Origin of the sequence: Streptomyces flavofungini (assembly GCF_041028215.1) — a bacterium.
In the GTDB taxonomy this organism is placed as follows: domain Bacteria; phylum Actinomycetota; class Actinomycetes; order Streptomycetales; family Streptomycetaceae; genus Streptomyces; species Streptomyces flavofungini_B.
Map to the genome: position 1 here is coordinate 1 of NZ_JASKYR010000072.1, position 17,387 is coordinate 17,387.

The 17,387-nt window shown below is 71.5% G+C and carries 17 protein-coding genes and 1 pseudogene; 13 read left to right on the forward strand and 5 right to left on the reverse strand.

The features are described 5' to 3' along the window. The 4 genes from AB8Z36_RS07760 to AB8Z36_RS07775 form a co-directional block, all read left to right on the forward strand. Window positions 1-684, forward strand: a 684-nt coding sequence (locus tag AB8Z36_RS07760; RefSeq protein WP_369212453.1) for a Tat pathway signal sequence domain protein, incomplete at its 5' end; no start/stop codon positions are given. A gap of 85 nt (window positions 685-769) precedes the next feature. Continuing rightward, on the forward strand, window positions 770-2,086 hold the full coding sequence (locus AB8Z36_RS07765; protein WP_369212454.1) for a copper amine oxidase: 1,317 nt from the start codon (window positions 770-772) through the stop codon (window positions 2,084-2,086). A gap of 103 nt (window positions 2,087-2,189) precedes the next feature. Further along, window positions 2,190-3,431, forward strand: coding sequence for an SAV2148 family HEPN domain-containing protein (locus AB8Z36_RS07770; protein ID WP_369212455.1), 1,242 nt, complete (start codon window positions 2,190-2,192; stop codon window positions 3,429-3,431). A 149-nt stretch (window positions 3,432-3,580) separates the two neighbouring features. After that, entirely contained in the window at window positions 3,581-4,288 is a 708-nt protein-coding gene (locus tag AB8Z36_RS07775; protein ID WP_369212456.1) for a 3'-5' exonuclease, read from the forward strand. Between the two features lie 38 nt (window positions 4,289-4,326). Here AB8Z36_RS07775 and AB8Z36_RS07780 read toward each other — a convergent pair whose 3' ends face one another. Next, complete coding sequence (locus tag AB8Z36_RS07780) at window positions 4,327-5,190, reverse strand: phosphotransferase enzyme family protein (RefSeq protein WP_369212457.1); 864 nt, start codon at window positions 5,188-5,190, stop codon at window positions 4,327-4,329. 170 nt (window positions 5,191-5,360) lie between these two features. On the opposite strand from AB8Z36_RS07780, the gene AB8Z36_RS07785 reads away from it, so the two are divergent. From AB8Z36_RS07785 to AB8Z36_RS07795, 3 genes are read left to right on the forward strand one after another with little or no spacing between them, the layout of a single operon-like run. Next, window positions 5,361-6,284, forward strand: a complete 924-nt coding sequence (locus tag AB8Z36_RS07785) for a carbohydrate ABC transporter permease (RefSeq protein WP_369212458.1) — start codon at window positions 5,361-5,363, stop codon at window positions 6,282-6,284. Next, window positions 6,281-7,117, forward strand: coding sequence for a carbohydrate ABC transporter permease (locus AB8Z36_RS07790; protein WP_369212459.1), 837 nt, complete (start codon window positions 6,281-6,283; stop codon window positions 7,115-7,117). The genes AB8Z36_RS07785 and AB8Z36_RS07790 overlap by 4 nt, the downstream gene beginning before the upstream one ends. Further along, window positions 7,117-8,427 (forward strand): ABC transporter substrate-binding protein, encoded by a 1,311-nt coding sequence (locus AB8Z36_RS07795; protein WP_369212460.1) that lies wholly within the window; start codon window positions 7,117-7,119, stop codon window positions 8,425-8,427. The genes AB8Z36_RS07790 and AB8Z36_RS07795 overlap by 1 nt, the downstream gene beginning before the upstream one ends. Window positions 8,428-8,472: 45 nt before the next feature. Here the strand turns inward: AB8Z36_RS07795 and AB8Z36_RS07800 are convergent, their stop codons facing one another. Then, entirely contained in the window at window positions 8,473-8,937 is a 465-nt protein-coding gene (locus tag AB8Z36_RS07800) for a MarR family winged helix-turn-helix transcriptional regulator (RefSeq protein WP_369212468.1), read from the reverse strand. A gap of 95 nt (window positions 8,938-9,032) precedes the next feature. On the opposite strand from AB8Z36_RS07800, the pseudogene mgt reads away from it, so the two are divergent. From mgt to AB8Z36_RS07830, 6 genes and pseudogenes are all read left to right on the forward strand, one after another. Further along, window positions 9,033-10,323: pseudogene (mgt, locus tag AB8Z36_RS07805) on the forward strand (macrolide-inactivating glycosyltransferase). 256 nt (window positions 10,324-10,579) lie between these two features. After that, a complete protein-coding gene (locus AB8Z36_RS07810; protein ID WP_369212461.1) occupies window positions 10,580-11,617 on the forward strand; it encodes a CDP-alcohol phosphatidyltransferase family protein in 1,038 nt (345 codons plus the stop codon). Between the two features lie 355 nt (window positions 11,618-11,972). Beyond that, a complete protein-coding gene (locus AB8Z36_RS07815) occupies window positions 11,973-13,181 on the forward strand; it encodes a S8 family peptidase (protein WP_369212462.1) in 1,209 nt (402 codons plus the stop codon). A 112-nt stretch (window positions 13,182-13,293) separates the two neighbouring features. Further along, a complete protein-coding gene (locus tag AB8Z36_RS07820; RefSeq protein ID WP_369212463.1) occupies window positions 13,294-13,845 on the forward strand; it encodes a DUF1697 domain-containing protein in 552 nt (183 codons plus the stop codon). Next, complete coding sequence (locus AB8Z36_RS07825; RefSeq protein WP_369212464.1) at window positions 13,838-14,206, forward strand: nuclear transport factor 2 family protein; 369 nt, start codon at window positions 13,838-13,840, stop codon at window positions 14,204-14,206. The genes AB8Z36_RS07820 and AB8Z36_RS07825 overlap by 8 nt, the downstream gene beginning before the upstream one ends. 2 nt (window positions 14,207-14,208) lie before the next feature. Continuing rightward, window positions 14,209-15,210, forward strand: a complete 1,002-nt coding sequence (locus AB8Z36_RS07830) for a ketopantoate reductase family protein (protein ID WP_369212465.1) — start codon at window positions 14,209-14,211, stop codon at window positions 15,208-15,210. On the opposite strand, the gene AB8Z36_RS07835 is transcribed toward AB8Z36_RS07830, so the two are convergent. From AB8Z36_RS07835 to AB8Z36_RS07845, 3 genes are read right to left on the reverse strand one after another with little or no spacing between them, the layout of a single operon-like run. After that, the gene (locus AB8Z36_RS07835; RefSeq protein WP_369212466.1) at window positions 15,188-15,700 is read right to left on the reverse strand and encodes a GNAT family N-acetyltransferase; all 513 of its coding nucleotides are present in this window, start codon (window positions 15,698-15,700) and stop codon (window positions 15,188-15,190) included. The genes AB8Z36_RS07830 and AB8Z36_RS07835 overlap by 23 nt on opposite strands. A gap of 58 nt (window positions 15,701-15,758) precedes the next feature. Next, on the reverse strand, window positions 15,759-16,616 hold the full coding sequence (locus tag AB8Z36_RS07840) for an SCO6745 family protein (protein WP_369212467.1): 858 nt from the start codon (window positions 16,614-16,616) through the stop codon (window positions 15,759-15,761). Window positions 16,617-16,627: 11 nt separating this feature from the next. Further along, window positions 16,628-17,350 (reverse strand): sirohydrochlorin chelatase, encoded by a 723-nt coding sequence (locus AB8Z36_RS07845; RefSeq protein ID WP_369212469.1) that lies wholly within the window; start codon window positions 17,348-17,350, stop codon window positions 16,628-16,630. Between the last annotated feature and the right edge of the window lie 37 nt (window positions 17,351-17,387).

Below are 17,387 nucleotides of genomic sequence, written 5' to 3' on the forward strand. Positions count from 1 at the left end.
GGCGAGTCGGGGGGCCGCCAGGCCAACGCGGCGGCCCAGGAGCAGAACGCCATCGCCAAGGACGGTGTCGTCGAGGCGGCGCCCGAGGAGGGCGCGAAGGGCATCGGCAGCGACCCGCTGACCGATGAGGAGATCAAGCGGGCCGAGAAGGTGTCGGTCTCCGGCCAGCTGCGCTCCAGCGCCCGCGACGTGGAGGGTGACCGCGGCCCGCAGCTGCTCTCCACCAACCTCAGCGAGCCGGACCCGGCCAACGTCGGCGCGGCGGCGCAGCGCAAGGCCGAAGTCGTCTACTACGACTACAAGAAGGACGCGGTCATCACCAAGACGGTCAATCTGGAGACCGGCAAGGTGGACGACACCACGACCGCGCAGAACGTGCAGCCGCCGCCGAGCCAGGACGAGCTCGCCGAGGGCGCCCGGCTCCTGATCGCCGACCCGCTCGGCAAGGGTCTGAAGAAGGACTTCGAGCACGCCACCGGCAAGGAACTCGCGGGCCCGGGACAGCTCCAGCTCAGCGGCATGGTCTTCCGCAAGGAGACCGTCGAGCGCGTGCCCGCGGGACTGGCCGAGTGCGGCAAGCACCGCTGCCTCCAGGTCGTCACCAAGGTCAAGAACGGGCCCTGGATCGACACCAGGGCACTCGTCGTCGACCTGAGCACCCGCACCGTGGGCCGCCTCGGCTGATTCCGGCCGCGCGGCACGGCCCGGCGGCCGTGCCCGTTTCCGAGACCACACTCGTTTCTCCTCGTACGAGGGAGTTCACTCCGCAATGCACGTCAACAGATTCTCGCGCGCCCGCGGCCGGGCCACCATGGCCGTCGCGGTCTCCGCGCTCATCGGCGGCGCCCTGAGCGCCGCCACACCCGCTTCCGCCGCCCCGCAGGCGCCGAGCGCGCCCGCGGCCGCGGCCGACTGCAGTGACGCCTACAAGATCGAGCAGACCCTCGACGGCGGCACGACCTGGCGCATGTGCTGGCACTACAACACGCTCTCCGGGCTGATACTCGACAAGATCAGCTACCAGCCCAAGGGCGAGGCCAAGCCGATCCCCGTCCTGACCAGCGCCCGCCTCGCGCAGGTGCACGTCCCCTACGACGACGGTGAGGCCGAGTACGACGACGTCACCGGCACGGACTTCGGCCAGGCCCTGCAGAACCTCAAGACCAGTGAGTGCCCCGGCGGCACCATCAAGACCGTCAAGGTCCCGCACCGGGGCGACATCAAGGGCCTGTGCACCACCACACGCGCGCGTGGGCACGCCTACCGCCTCAACGACAACGAGAGCACCGGCGGCACCGGCAAGGTCTACACCGGCCAGGGCAAGGACCTGCTCGTCTACAGCGTGAACAAGGCCTCCTGGTACGAGTACATCACCGAGTGGCGCTTCTCCTCGGACGGCACGATCACCTCCAACGTGGGCGCGACGGGCAGCCTCTCGCCGTACGACTACGACGGTGGCGACAGCCGCGGCTGGCCCATCGGCAAGGGCGACCAGGCCAAGGCCGAGAGCCACGCCCACAACGTCTTCTGGCGGCTCAACTTCGGCCTCGACGGCTCACCGAAGGCCAAGGTCGAGCAGTACGACTCCAAGGTCACCCCGCCGACCGGCCAGGGCAGCCCCACCACGAAGACGACCCGCACCAAGGTCACCAAGGAGCTCGCGGGCGACCGCAAGGACATGCGCTGGTGGCGCGTGGTCAGCGGGGCGGGCAAGAACAAGGACGGCCACCCCAGGTCGTACGAGATCGTGCCCGGACCGAGCAACAAGCACGCGGGCCGGCCCTTCACCAAGCACGACGTGTACTTCACCCAGTACAACAAGTGCGAGCAGTACGCGAGCGACAACCCGGGCTGCCCGAACTCCGCGCCGACCAGCGTCGACAAGTGGGTGAACGGCCAGACCCTGACGCACCCCGTCACCTGGGTGCACATCGGCTTCCACCACATCGCGCGGGACGAGGACCAGCAGCCGATGCCGGTCCACTGGCAGGGCTTCTCGCTGGCCGCGCGGGACGTCACCGCTATGAGTCCGCTCACTCCGCAGGACCTCGCGGGCCAGAACGGCCAGCCGCCGCTCGGCGGTTGAGGATCCGGCCTGCCCATCCGGCTGCACCGCCCGCCGCTCGCGGAGTACCCTTCCTTGATCGTTGACCGGGGGAGTGCGCAGGGAAGCGGAAGGCGGTACGCGGGTGAGCTCGGGTGGGCGGGAGCTGCCCCCAGGTGACGAGGGTCACGAGGGGGGCTCCGCGGACGTACCCGCCGGAGCGGTGTCACTGGCGCGGCCGATGGAGACGGCGTCCCAGATCGGTCCCGAGCTGGAGTGGGGCGCCGACGCCTGGCACGAGGTCCGCACGCGCGCCCAGCGCGCCGGGCGGGCCTACATCTGGCTGAACCTGGTGGAACAGCGGCTGCGCGCGGTCGTGGCCGCTGTTCTGCGCCCGGTCTACGAACCGGTGCACGCCGACGACTGGGTGGTCGCCGCCGCGGGCCCCGCCGGGCAGGAGTGGGTGCAGCGGGCGGTCGCCGTGCGCGAGGTGAGCCGCCGCAAGGGGTACCTGCTCGACCCCGCCGACGACAATGTGCTCAGCTTCCTGACACTGCCCCAGCTCCGGGAGCTGATGGTGCAGCACTGGCCCTGCTTCGAGCCGTACTTCGACGAGCGGCGCGACGTCGAGCTGGCCCTCGACGAGCTGGAGGTCACCCGCAACGTCGTCTCGCGCAACCGCGCCCTCTCCGAGGCGGTCCTCGCCCAGGCCGAGCGCGCCTCGGCCCGGCTGCTCGACATACTCGGCGCGGGCACGGACACGCCCTCCGGGCGGCGCCTGCCCGTCGACGCCGTCGAGGACCTGGTCGGCGACCGTTACGCGGACGTGGTCGCCGTCCACTCCGACCGGGTGCGGCTGCTGCGCCAGTTCCCCGCCGAGGACATCTTCGGCGGAGCCCGCCGCCTCGACGCGATCGGGATCGGCCTCAACCTCCTCGCGCAGAACTTCTCCGGGCGCCGCCTGGTCAGGCTCGCCGAGTCCGGCTGCCGGGCACGGCTGCTCTTCCTCAACCCGGCGAGCAGCGCGGTCAAGCGCCGCGAGCGCGAACTGGGCATCAAAAAGGGCGAGTTGAGCCGCACGGTCGAGATGAACATCCTGCACATGCGCCGGGTCAGGGCACGGCTGCGGGACCCGGGCGCCTTCGAGATCCAGGTCTTCGACGAGACGCCGCGCTTCACCGCCTATCTGGTCGACGGGGACGGTTCGGACGGCATCGCCGTCGTCCAGTCGTATCTGCGCAGGACGCGGGGGATGGAGGCGCCGGTGCTCGTGCTGCGGGGCGGCGGCCGGGTGGTGAAGTCGGACGATCCAGGCGAAGGCGGGCTTTTCACCACCTATCGCGAGGAGTTCGAGCTGGCCTGGGCGGACTCGCGTCCCGTGTCGTGACGGGCGCGTGACGGGCGCGTGCCGGGTCTCCCCGCGGGGCAGGTGACAGCCGTGGGAGCGGGCGAAGCGGAACGCGGTCCTCGCGTTGTCAGTGGTGCATGCGATCGTGGTGGTCACTGGGGGAAAGCACCACGAAGAAGGGGGCGGCCATGGGCTGGCACCAAGAGCTGATGGTCGGGTTCGACCTGGAGACCACGGGGACGGACCCCGCGCACTCGCGCATCGTCACCGCGGCGGTCGTCGAGCTGAAGGCGGGCGAGACGCTGGGGCACCGCACCTGGCTCGCCGACCCGGGCGTGTCGATACCGGCGGACGCGGTGGCCGTGCACGGCATCACCGACGAGCGCGCGGCGGCCGACGGCAGGCCCGCCGACGAGGTGGCGGGCGCCCTGGCCGACGTCCTCACGTCGTACTGGCTCGCGGGCGTCCCGGTCGTGGCGTACAACGCGGTCTTCGACCTGAGCCTGCTCTCCGCCGAGCTGCGCAGGTACGGCCTGCCGTCCCTGCGTGAGCGCCTGGGCGGCGCGGAGCCGGGACCGGTCATCGATCCGTACACCATCGACCGCAGCGCGGACCGCTACCGCAGGGGCAAGCGGAACCTGGAAGCGGTCTGCACGGAGTACGGCGTGGTCCTGGAGACGGCCCACGACGCCCTGGCCGACGCCCTCGCCGCGGTCCGCCTCGCCGGGGCGATAGCCGACCGCCACCCCAAGATCGCCGCACTCGGCCCCGCCGAGCTGCACCGCCGTCAGACCGAGTGGTATGCGCGGTGGGCGGCCGACTTCCAGGCCTTCCTGCGCGGCAAGGGCAACGCGGAGGCGGTCGTCGACGGCATATGGCCCCTGCGCGAGGGTTAGTTCACGCGGGCTGGTTCACGAGGGCCGGTCCAGCCGGTTCAGAAGGGGTACCAGCGGACCTCGGAATCGCCGTCCCGGAGGGACGCCACCCGCCTGCGGAACTCCGCCAGGGCCTTGGGGTTGGCGGGCGCGTGCTGGGCGACCCAGGCGCAGCTCGCGGTCTCCCGGGCGCCGCGCAGCACGGCGCACCCCTCCCACTCGCGCACGTCGTAGCCGTAGACCGACACGAAGCCGTCGTAGGCCTCGGGCGCGAGTCCGTAGCGGTCGCGGGAGAGCGCCAGCACCACCAGGTCGTGCTCGCGGAGGTCCGAGGAGAAGGTCTCCAGGTCCACGAGCACCGGGCCATCGGGGCCGACGAGGACATTGCGGGGCAGCGCGTCGCCGTGGATCGGGCCGGGGGCGAGGTGCGGGGTCAGTGCCGCCGCGGCGGCGGCGAAGCCGTCCCTGCGCTGCCGCAGATAGTCCGCGTCGGCCGGGTCGACGGCGTCGCCCGCGAGCCGCAGCCAGCGCTCGACGCCGCCGAGCAGTTCACGGCGGGGCAGCGGGAAGGAAGGGGGTTCAAGGGTGTGCACGTCACGGATGAGCGCGGCGAGGTCGCGCGGCTCGGCGGGGCGCACGGCCGCCGGGAGCCGGTGCCAGAGCGTCACCGGATGGCCGTCCACCAGACGGGGCGTGGCTTCGGCGGCGCGCACGGCGGGGACGCCCGCCTCTTCGAGCCACCGGGCGACGGCGAGTTCCCGCCGGGCCCGGTCCAGGAGCTCGGGGGCGGCGCGCCCGACCTTGACGACGATATCGCCCGCGGCGAAGACCGCGTTCTCGCCGAGGGCGATCAGCTTCGCCTCGCCCGCCGGAACCGCGAGGGCCGCCGCGTCCAGTACGTGCCGCGCCTGTGTCTCGTCCATCCCGTGCCTCCCGCACCCCTCACCCTGATCGCCCACAGTCTCGCATTCGCACTGGCCAACGCGTGTGCGCGGGATGTGCGGCTGCTTGACGTATCAAGATCACATCAGCACGATGACGGGGGCCGCCGGGGCGGCCGGACCCGCTTGAGCCGCCCGAAGGAGCCGATCCAGTGACATTGGCGACCGCGACGAAGCGGTCAGCGCGAGGCGCGCGGGGAGCCGGGCAGGCGGATCACGGCGCATGGTTCCTCGTGCTGCCCGCGCTGATCCCGATCCTGGTCCTCAGCGTGGGCCCGCTTCTCTACGGCATCGCGCTGGCCTTCACCGACGCCCAGGCGGGCCGCACCGAACCCACCCAGTGGACCGGCGCGCTGAACTTCCAGGACCTGCTGCACGACACGCTGTTCTGGGACTCCTTCCGGATCGGCCTGCTGTGGGCGTTCGGCGTCACCGTGCCGCAGTTCTTCCTCGCGCTCGGCCTCGCCCTGCTGCTCAACCAGCCGCTGCGGATGCGCTGGCTCGCGCGCGCCCTCGCGATCATCCCGTGGGCGATGCCCGAGGTCGTCGTCGGCATCATGTGGCGCCTCGTCTACCACCCGGACGCCGGGGTGCTCAACGAAACGCTCTCCCGCCTCGGCCTCGGCTCCGGCGAGGACTGGCTGACCGGCACGGCCACCGCCCTCTTCGCCGTGATCGTCGTCGGCGTCTGGGCGGGCATGCCGCAGACCACCGTCGCGCTGCTCGCCGGACTGCAGAACACCCCGCGCGAGCTGCACGAGGCCGCCGCGATGGACGGCGCGGGCGCCTGGCGGCGCTTCACCACGGTCACCTGGCCCGCGATCAAGCCGGTGGCCCTGGCCATCACCGCGCTGAACTTCATCTGGAACTTCAACTCCTTCGCCCTGGTCTACGTGCTCACCCAGGGCGGCCCCGGCGGCCGCACCCGCCTGCCGATGCTCTTCGCCTACGAAGAGGCCTTCCGCTACGGCCAGTTCGGTTACGCCGCGGCCATGGGCTGCGTCATGGTCGCCGTGATCTCCGTGATCCTCGCCTGCTACCTGGTGGGCCGCCTGAAGGGAGGCGATGAGGCATGACGCGTACGAAGAGGACGGCCCGCGCCGCGCAGTACGCGGCGCTCGCCGCCTACCTCGTCTTCCTCGCGTTCCCGTTCCTCTGGCTGATCTCCACGGCCTTCAAGCCCGCGCGCGAGCTGGGCAGTCTGCACCCCACGTGGATTCCCGAGGACCCGACCCTGGAGAACTTCCGGCAGGCCTTCGACGAGCAGCCGCTGCTGCGGGCCGCGGGCAACTCCCTGGTCGCGGCGGGCAGCGCGGCGCTGATCGCGGTCGCCATCGCGACCCCGATGGCCTATGTGATGGCGCGGCACCGCAACCGCCTGGCGAAGGCGGCCACCGGATGGGTGGTGATCAGCCAGGCGTTCCCGTTCGTCCTGATCATCATCCCGCTCTTCCTGGTCCTGAAGAACCTGCACCTGATCAACTCACTGCTCGGCCTGGTCATGGTCTATGTGGTGTGGTCGCTGCCCTTCGCGCTGTGGATGCTCGTGGGCTATGTCCGCGCCGTGCCCGCCGAGCTGGAGGAGGCGGCGGCGGTGGACGGCGCGAGCCGGGTGCGGACGTTCGTCTCGGTCGTCGCGCCGCTCCTCGCGCCCGGCATCGTGGCCACCGCGATGTTCGCCTTCATCACCGCGTGGAACGAGTTCTTCTTCGCCCTCGTCCTGCTCAAGACCCCGGAGAAGCAGACGTTGCCGGTCATCCTCAACCGCTTCATCGGTACGGAGGGCGTCGCCGACCTCGGCCCGCTCGCCGCGGCGGCCTTCCTCGCGACCATCCCCTCGCTCGTCATCTTCGCGGTCATCCAGAAGCGGATCACGGGCGGCATGCTGGCGGGGGCGGTGAAGGCCTGATGGCATCGCAGCGCCACCACCGCGCCCGGCTCCGGCTCCTCGGTGTCGCGGGCGCGCTCACCCTGCTGCTCGCGGGCTGCACCGGCGACTCCGGCGGCGACGACGGGAGGATCACCCTCCAGTTCCAGTCACTGGCCTGGCAGAAGGAGTCCGTCGACGCCAACAAGGCCCTGGTCGCGGAGTGGAACGCCACGCACCCCGACGTCCGGGTCGAGTACGTGCAGGGCAGCTGGGACAGCGTCCACGACCAGCTCCTCACCTCCTTCGAGGGCGGCGAGGCGCCCGACATCATCCATGACGCGTCCGACGACCTCGCCGACTTCGCGTACGGCGGCTATCTCGCGGACCTCGGCGGCCTGCTGCCCGAGCGCCTCAGGTCGGACATCCCGCGCCGGAGCTGGGAGACGACGACGTTCGGCGGCAAGGTGTACGGAGTGCCGTTCCTCCAGGAGCCGCGCGTCCTGATCGCCAACTCCCGGTGGCTGAAGAAGTCGGGGGTGCGGATTCCGACCCCCGGGAAGCCCTGGAGCTGGCCGGAGTTCCGGCGGATCAGCAAGCGGCTCGGCGACGGCGAGGACGGGAAGTACGGCGTCGCCTGGCCCCTGAAGGAGCCGGTTTCCGCGACGCTCAACCTCTCCCTGTCGACGGGCGGCCGGATGTTCCACCGGGGTGCGGACGGCAAGGTCGACGTCCGCTTCGAGAAGGCCGACGCCGTCATGCCGCGCACGGTCCACGACCAGGTGAACACCGACCGGAGCGCCTCCGGCAGCACGCTCGGCATGGGCGGCTCGGACACCCTGCCCGGCTTCTTCGGCGGCAAGTACGCGATGGTCCCGCTCGGCTTCTCCTACCGCCAGCAGATTGTCCAGCAGGCCCCCGAGGGCTTCGAATGGCAGGTGCTGCCCGCGCCCGCGGGGTCCGGGGGACTCGCGCAGGGGGTCAGCCCGCAGACGCTCTCCGTCGCCGAGGACAGCCCGCACAAGAAGGAGGCGGCGGAGTTCATCGACTTCTTCCTCCGGCCGCCGAACATGGTGAAGCTGGCGCGCGGCGACTGGATGCTGCCGACCGGCGAGCAGGCGCTGAAGGACCCCGCGCTGCACACGGCGGAGCACGACTGGGCCACGGGCACGGCCCTCGCCAGGGACCTCCGCTCGGCCCCGGCCCAGTCGGTGCGCGGCTATCCCGAGTGGAAGGACAAGGTCGCGACCCCGGCGTTCCAGGAGTACTACAGCGGCGCCATCGACCTCGCCGAGCTGCGCGAACGGCTGGTGAAGGACGGGAACCTGGTCCTCGCGCGCTATCAGCGCTGACGCCGTGGGGGGCGGGCGCGGCCGGTCATCGGGCCGCCGCGCCGGTCACTCGCCCGCGCTCCCGGTGACGTTCTCGTTGTAGCGGAGCAGATAGTCGGCGAACCGCGACAGGTCGGGGCCGCTCCACTCCGCGAGGCGCTCGTGGAAGGCGACGCGGCGGGCGCCCGCGACCTGGGCGAGCACGGCGTTGCCCCGCTCGGTCAGGTGCAGTACGTGCACGCGGTGATCCGCCGGGTCGCGCCGCCGCTCGACGAGCCCGGCCCTCTCCAGCGCGCCCACCTGCCTGCTGATGGTCGACTTGTCGAGGGTGTAGTGCGCGGCGAGGTCCGTGGCCCGGCAGCCGCCCTGGAACTCAAGGTGGCCGAGGAGCGTGAAGGAGACGAGCGAGAGCTCGGGGTGCATCCGCGCGGCGGTGGCGCGCGAGCGGCGGGCGAAGGCGGTCAGCTCGCGCTGGATGACCTCGATCGCCGCGTCCCGCGAGGCGGGGGCGGCCCCGCCCGGAGCATCCACCGGGAAACCACCCTTGCCGCCCTTACCGTCCTGTTCGGTCACGAGTCGCCCTTCTCGCCCTTTGTCTGGGTGGTTGCAGATTACAACGCCGGGTCCTGGCCGCGGGAACCGCCCGCGTCGCACGAAAGGGGTTGCACGAGACGTCTCGTCTCGCTTAGAGTCGGGGACATGACCGCACCTGCCGCATCCCGGCCCGCCCACATCGCCATGTTCTCCATCGCCGCCCACGGCCACGTGAACCCGAGCCTCGAAGTCATCCGTGAACTGGTGGCCCGCGGGCACCGCGTCACGTACGCGATTCCGCACGCGTTCGCCGGGAAGGTCGCGGAGACCGGTGCCGAACCCCGGCCCTACACCTCGACGCTGCCCTCACCGGACGACGACCCGGACGCCTGGGGCACGGAACTGATCGACCACATCGAGCCGTTCCTCGCCGACGCGATCCATGTCCTGCCGGAGCTGGCCCGCGCCTATGCGGGCGACGAGCCGGACCTCGTCCTGCACGACATCACGTCCTACCCCGCGCGCGTCCTCGCCCGGCGCTGGGGCGTCCCCGAGATCTCGCTCTCCCCGAACCTCGTCGCCTGGGAGGGGTACGAGGAAGAGGTCGCCGAGCCGATGTACGCGGAGCTGAAGAAGAGCGAGCGCGGGCAGGCCTACTACGCGCGCTTCACCGCATGGCTGGCCCAGAACGGGATCAGCCAGCACCCCGACCCCTTCGTCGGCCGCCCGCCGAGATCTCTCGTGCTGATCCCCAAGGCGCTCCAGCCGTGCGCGGACCGGGTCGACGAAAGCGTCCACACCTTCGTCGGCGCCTGTCAGGGCGACCGGGCCGCGCAGGGGGACTGGGAGCGGCCCGCCGGCGCCGAGAAGGTGCTGCTCGTCTCGCTCGGTTCCGCCATGACCAAGCAGCCCGCCTTCTACCGCGAGTGCGTCAGGGCCTTCGGCGACCTGCCCGGCTGGCATGTGGTGCTTCAGGTGGGTCAGCATGTCGACGCGGATGAACTGGGGGAGGTGCCGGGCAATGTGGAGGTGCGCTCCTGGGTGCCGCAGCTCGCGGTCCTGAAGAAGGCCGACGCCTTCATCACCCATGCCGGTGCGGGCGGCAGTCAGGAAGGGCTCGCGACCGCCACGCCGATGGTCGCCGTACCGCTGGCGACGGATCAGTTCGGCAACGCCGACATGCTGCAAGGGCTCGGAGTCGCCCGCCGTCTGTCGATGGAGGAGGCGGACGCCGAGACGCTGCGCGCGGCGGTCCTCGCGCTGGTCGGCGACCCCGAAGTGGCGCGCAGGCTCGCGGAGGTCCAGGCCTCCATGGCGGGCGAGGGCGGCACGCGGCACGCGGCCGATCTCATCGAGGCGGAACTGGCGAAGGCGCGGGCCTGAACGGGAGGGGCCCCTGCTGAGGGCGAAGCCCTGATTCCCCTGCCGGGGCCCGTGGTTCCACTTTCGACGTAACGCTCCGTGACGCTTTTCGGTAACGCTCAGGTAACGCGCCCTTGTTCTGGCAGGGCCATTGACTCGTCCGGAAAGGTAGACCGTTACCCCCAGTAGAAGGTTGCACGTGCCGGATCTTGTCCCTTCAGTGAGCCCCTCCCTAGCGTGAGGTGAACTTCAGTCGAACACCAGGAAGTTGACCCCCATGCGCCGAGACATACCGCCCCTCGCCGAAGTGCGCCGCATCACCGAGAAGAAGCGGGACGCGTGGTGGACCGTGCTGCTCGTCGACCCGGTCGCCACGCCGCTCGTGCGGTTCACCGCGATGCGCACGAACATCACGCCCAACCAGATCACCTGGGGCGCGTTCCTGCTGGGGCTCGGTTCCGCCGCGTGCTTCGCGTTCGGTGACTGGAAGTGGCTCGTCCTCGGTGCCGTCATCTACCACTTCAGCTTCATCCTCGACTGCATGGACGGCAAGGTCGCCCGGCTCACCGGCCAGGGCTCCGTCTTCGGTGCCTGGCTCGACTTCGTCTTCGACCGCATCCGCGTCATGGTGTGCGGCGTCGCGCTGATGGGCGGGCAGTACGAGCGCACCGGCGACACCCTCTACATCTGGCTCGCGCTCGCCGTCGTGGGCCTTGACACCCTGCGGTACATCAACTCGCTGGAGATCTTCAAGATCCGGCACACCATGCGCAAGCAGATCAAGACGCGCATGCGGGCCGCGCGGCGGGCGCAGAACGAGGCGGAGCTCGCCTTCATGGAGGACCTGCTGCGGGACAACCCCCAGGCCGACATCGAGCAGGACCTCCAGAAGGCGCGCGGCGAGGCCCCGTACGAGATGCCGCCCCGGACCGGAGCCGAGGCCGGAGCCGAAGCCGAAGCCGGAGTCGACGGGGCGGCCGAAGGGGAGGCCCCGCAGGGTGCCGTCGCGCCCAAGGCCCAGGTCATCGACCTGCACCAGGAGTTCCGGCGCAAGTTCCCGCTCTATCTGCGGGTCCGCTCCTTCCTGCTCCGTCACCGCATCCGCGCGCACCTCATCAGCGGCATCGAGTTCCAGATGGGCGTCTTCATGATCGGCCCGCTGTTCGACGTGGTGATGCCCGCGACGATCGTCTCCGGTGTCCTGCTGCTCGTCTTCGAGCTGGCCATCATCTACAAGCTGCTGCTCTCGACGCGGGACTTCACGCGGACGATCGACTCCTTCGAGGAGGAGAGGGTCGCCGCCGCCGCGGCGTGAACCCGCCGGGCCGTCGGCCGAAGGCGGGCCGTCGGCCGGGGGGCATCGTCCGGAGGCGGGGCATCGTCCGGAAACGGTCCCCGCAGAGCCCGGGTTGAGGTGATTCGGCCTCTGGATGTCCGTTCCCGTGCAACGCGTCCTGTTTGTTATTACAGAACCTTGTTGAACAAGTCACAGGCGCATGTAGGTATTGATCTGCGCGCGTCAATCCGTCAGGGTTTCGTCCCAACACCCGGAGATCTTCCGGGCCGCGAGCGCTGCGGCGACGACTTTGTCGCCTCGGCACACCCACTCGCGAGACAGCTGAATACCCCCCACACATCCCCCCACATGCACCACGAGGAGACCCCTCTTCATGGCAACTCACAAGCGTGCCCGCTCGATCAAGCTCACCGCCGCGATAGCCACCACCGCCACCGCGATCGGCGTCACGGTCTTCGCCACCTCCTTCGCCGGTGCGGCCACCCCCGCCGAGGGCAAGGTCTACGGAGCGGACGCCAAGGGCGCCGTCGCCGGCAGCTACATCGTGATGATGGACGAGAAGGCCGACAAGGGCGCCAAGTCCGACCTGGCCGAGGAGTACGGCGGCGAGCTCAGGCGCAACTACTCCTCCGCGATCAACGGCTTCTCCGCGAAGGGCCTGAGCGAGACCGAGGCCAGGCGCCTGGCCGCCGACCCGGCCGTCGGCAAGGTCGTCCAGTCGAAGAAGTTCTCCATCGACGCCACCCAGGACAACCCGCCCTCGTGGGGCCTGGACCGCATCGACCAGGACGACACGGCGGGCGACAAGAAGTACACCTACCCGGACGCCGCGGGTGAGGGCGCCACGGCGTACGTCATCGACACCGGTGTCCGCGTCAGCCACAAGGACTTCGGCGGCCGCGCCACGTCCGGCTTCGACGCCGTCGACAACGATGACAACGCCGACGACGGCAACGGCCACGGCACCCACGTCGCCGGAACCATCGCCGGTGAGGCGCACGGTGTCGCCAAGAAGGCGAAGATCGTCGCCGTGCGGGTCCTGGACGACCAGGGCTCGGGCACCACCGAGCAGGTCGTGGCGGGCATCGACTGGGTCACCAAGAACCACCAGGGCCCCTCCGTGGCCAACATGAGCCTCGGCGGCGGCGCCGACGAGGCCCTCGACGCGGCCGTGCAGAAGGCCATCGCCGCGGGCGTCACCTTCGCGGTGGCGGCGGGCAACGAGTCGACCGACGCCTCCCAGGGCTCCCCGGCCCGGGTGAAGGAGGCCATCACGGTCGCCTCCTCCACCAAGGACGACGCGCAGTCCGACTTCTCCAACTACGGCGACGCCGTCGACATCTACGCCCCCGGCTCGGACATCACCTCCGACTGGAACACCGGCGACGACGCCACCAACACCATCTCCGGCACGTCGATGGCGACCCCGCACGTCGTGGGCGCCGCCGCCGTCTACGTCGGCGCCCACCCGGACGCCAAGCCCGCCGACGTGGCCAAGGCCCTGACCGACGGCGCCACCGCCGACAAGATCTCCAACCCGAGCGAGGGCACGCCCAACAAGCTCCTGAAGGTCGTCGAGTAGTCCTCGGCGCACCCCCCTCAAGCCGCGGCCGTCGTGCCCACCCCCACGGGGCACGACGGCCGCTTCGCCGTGTGCGCGCCCCCCGCGCCCGTCGCGTGTCTATCGTGTGCGCATGGCGACCAAGACTTACGCGGCCCTGCTGCGCGGCATCAATGTGAGCGGCCACAGGAAGGTGCCGATGGCCGAGCTGCGCACGCTCCTGACAGAGCTGGGGCACGGCGGCGTACGGACGTATCTCCAGAGCGGCAACGCGGTGTTCCGGGCCACCGGGGGCGACGAGGAGTCGCTGGCCGCGGAGGTGCGGACGGCGATCGAGGAGCGCTTCGGCTTCGCCGTGGACGTCCTGGTCCGGGACGGCGCCTATCTGCGGGCGGTGGCCGACGCCTGCCCCTTCCCGGCCGCCGCCCTTGAGCCCAGGCAGCTCCACGTCACCTACTTCTCCGCGCCGGTCGACGCGGCGCGCTTCGCCGCCGTCGACCAACCCGCGCACCTGCCGGAGGAGTTCCGGCTCGGCGACCGCGCCCTCTACCTGTACGCGCCGGACGGTCTCGGCCGCTCCAAGCTCGCCGAAAAGCTGTCGAAGCCCGCTGTGAACAAGGGCATCATCGCCACCAGCCGCAACTGGAACACCGTCACCCAGCTCGTGGAGATGACCCGTGACTGAGCGCAATCCGGCCGTCGACGCCGCCATCGACGGCGAGCTGCACCTACTCGACCCCGAGGTGCGCGCGTCGCCCGAGCTCTTCGGGGCGCTCCTGCACCCGGAGTTCACCGAGGTCGGGGCCTCCGGGAGGCGCTGGGACCGGGCGTCGATCGTGCGGGTCCTGACGGCCCGCCCCGACCCGGGCGCCAGCCCCACCACGACCTCCGGCATGCGCGGCGTGCAGCTCGCCGACGACCTGGTGCACCTGACGTTCGACACGGACCGCAACGGCCGCAAGGCACACCGCAGCTCGCTGTGGCGGCGTACGGACGACGGCTGGCGGCTCTGGTACCACCAGGGGACGCCCTACGAACAGGAGTGAGAGTGCGCTACATCATCATCGGCGCGGGAGCGGTCGGCGGGACCGTGGGCTGCCGCCTCGCCGAGGCCGGACACGACGTGGTCCTCGTCGCCAGGGGCGCCCACAAGGCGGCCGTCGAGGAGCACGGACTGCGGCTCAGGACGCCGGTGGGCACACGCGTGCACCGCATACCGGTCGTCGGGAACCCCGCGGAACTGGGCGGGCTCAACCAGGACGACGTGCTCTTCCTCGCCGTGAAGACGCAGGACGCCGAGGCGGCCCTCGACGCGTGGGGCGCGCTCCCGGTGGCGGGCGGCGGTACGGTCGCCGAGGTCCTGCCGCTGGTCTGCGCGCAGAACGGCGTGGAGAGCGAACGCATCGCGCTGCGGCGCTTCGACCGGGTCTACGGCATGTGCGTCTGGCTCCCGGCCACCCACGTCGAGCCGGGCACGGTGGCCGCCGAGGGCGTCCCCCACACCGGCATGCTGCACCTCGGGCGCTACCCCGGCGGCACCGACGAGACGGCCGGGCGGATCGCCGCCGACCTGGAGAAGTCCAACCTGCTCGCGCCGGTCGTGCCCGATGTGATGCGCTGGAAGTACAACAAGCTCCTCGCCAACCTGGCCAACGCCCTGGAGGCCGTCACCGGGCCCATCGGCACGGACGAGGCCCGGCAGCTGTACCGCAGGGCGCGCGCCGAGGGCGAGGCGGCCCTCACCGCGGCCGGGATCGCCTGGGTGGGTGCCGAGGAGGAGCGGGAGGTACGGGGCGACCGCATCCGGCTGGAACCCGTCGACGGCGCCGAGCGCGGCGGCGGCTCCTCCTGGCAGAGCCTGGCGCGCGGCACGGGCCGCATCGAGGCCGACTACCTCAACGGCGAGATCTGCCTGCTCGGCCGCTCCCACGGAGTGCCGACGCCCGTCAACGACGCCCTGAGGCGGATGGCGAACGCCTTCGCCCGCGAGCGGCGGCCCGCGGGCTCGATGCCGGTGGCGGAGCTGGTCACAGTGGTGGACGGGAGGTGAGGAGCAGGGTGGTCCTGCCGTTCTCCTCGGGTATCTCGCGGCCCTGGGCGTAGCCGAGGCGCTTGAGGACGGCGAGGCTCGGGGTGTTCTCGGAGTCCACGGTCGCGTGCACCTCGGCCAGGCCCAGGGTCTCGTGGCCGTAGGAGGTGAGCAGCCGCGCCAGTTCGGTGCCGAGGCCGAGGCCCCAGCTCTCCTTGGTCAGGCCGTACACGATCTCGTGGCCGTCGAGCCAGCTCTCGGGGGACGGCTTGATCTCGGCGTGGCCGACATAGCGTCCCTCGTACCGCACGGCCCAGACGGGGAAGCGGTCCTCGGCGTAGACGAGGCTGAATATCCGGCCGAACATGGCCCGGTCCTCGGCGGCGCTCTGCACGCCCTCGCCGAACCAGCGGCCCACGGCCTCGTCCTGGAACAGCGCGACGAAGTGGGTCTCGTCGGCGGCGACGTAGGCGGTCAGCGCCAGGCGTTCGGACCGCAGTTCGGGTGTCATCCGCGAGACGGTAGGGCGCGAGGGCCCGGCGCGGCAAGCGATTTGGGGAGGCCGTGGGCTAGCCCGCGGCGCGGGGCAGGCCGATGGGGTTGGGGAAGGGCAGGATGCCGGAGTCGAGGATGCTGCGGGAGGCCGGGAGCAGGGCGGCGAGCAGCGCCTCCGTGGCGGGCTTGGCCAGGGGACGCAGCAGGTGTTCCGCGAGCCGGTCGGTGTCGTCCTCCACCCGCTCGCGCTCCGTCACCCCGCGCTCGGTCACCCGGCCCGCGCCGTCGACCAGGCCACGGTCGCGCAGGCGGTCCATGGAGTCCGCCCATTCCTCCTCGGTCCAGCCCCTGGCCTGCCGGATCTGGGCCCCGTCGACCCGCCCGGTGACGGCGGCGAGGGCGAGCGCCTCGCGGGCGTCGAGGCCGTGGTCGGCGAGGACCGCGACATGCGCGTCGCCGCGGAACTCGCGCACGCACGTCGCCAGTTGCCAGAGCTGCTCGACGGGGTCGGAGCGGTCGGCGAGGGCGCGGTTGGCGGCGAAGAGAGGGCGGGCGAGCGGCGGCGCGTCCTCGACGGCGTCCTTCAGGGGACCGTTGACCGCCGCCGCCAGCTTCTCGACGTCCGGCACCAGGTGCCGCAGAGCGCGCGCGGTGAGCCGGGCCCGCTCCTCGACGACCCGGTCCGGCGAGACGTACTCCCAGGCGGACGGCAGGGCGCGCTCGACCATGCCGGGCGCGAAGACCCCGAGGGCCGCCGCGGCGACGCCGGGCCCGACGCGGCCCATGGGGGCGGTGCGGGCCGCGAAGTACCCCATCCAGAAGCCCTTGAGGCCCACCGCGCGGCCGAAGCCGCGGCAGTGCTCCTCGAAGTAGATCACCGCGTGCAGGGGTTCGGTCCGCAGCCACAGCGTGCGGGATCGGCTCGGGGTCATGGACCCACAAGCTAGGCCAGTGCGGGTATCCGCGCCAGAGGAGCCGTCCGGCCGGTGCCCGAAAGATGGGCCTCGTCGTAGCGGCGCATCAGCAGCCGGGCCACCGGGGGCGCGGCGCCCAGGACTTCGGCGAGCACATCGGCCCCGGCGGCACCCCGCGCGATGCGGTCCGGCAGGAAGCCGGGGGCGAGGACATAGGGGGCGACGGCCACCTTCCGCACCCCGGGCTCGGCCCGCAGCGCGCGCACGGCGTCCTCGGTGCGCGGCAGGGAGGCGGAGGCGAACGCAGGCCGCACGGCGCACCAACCGGTGTGCCGCCACTCCCGCGCGATGTCAGCGATCACTGCGATCGCCTCCGGGTCGGAGGACCCCGCCGAGGCCAGCACGACCCCGGTCGAGGACTTGTCGGCGGGGTCGAGCCCCGCCTCGTACAGCCGCTGTTCCAGGGCGGCGATCAGCAGCGGGGAGGGGCCGAGGACCGCCGCCGTACGGATGCGCAGGCCCGCCGGGGCCTGCCGCAGGGCCGCGGGGATGTCGGCCTTGGCGTGGAAGGCGCGCGTCAGGAGCAGCGGGAGCGCGACGACATCGCGCACGCCCTCGGCGGCCAGCCGTTCCAGGACGAGCAGGATGGCCATGAAGATCATGGGCATGGAGCTGGCGTTGCGGCCGTTCTCCAGGAGCTGGCCGAGGCCGATGCCCAGCTCGGGTGAGGAGGCGATGATCTCGGCGGCCATCAGGGAGCGCCAGGAGAACCCCCAGCCCTGCTTGAGC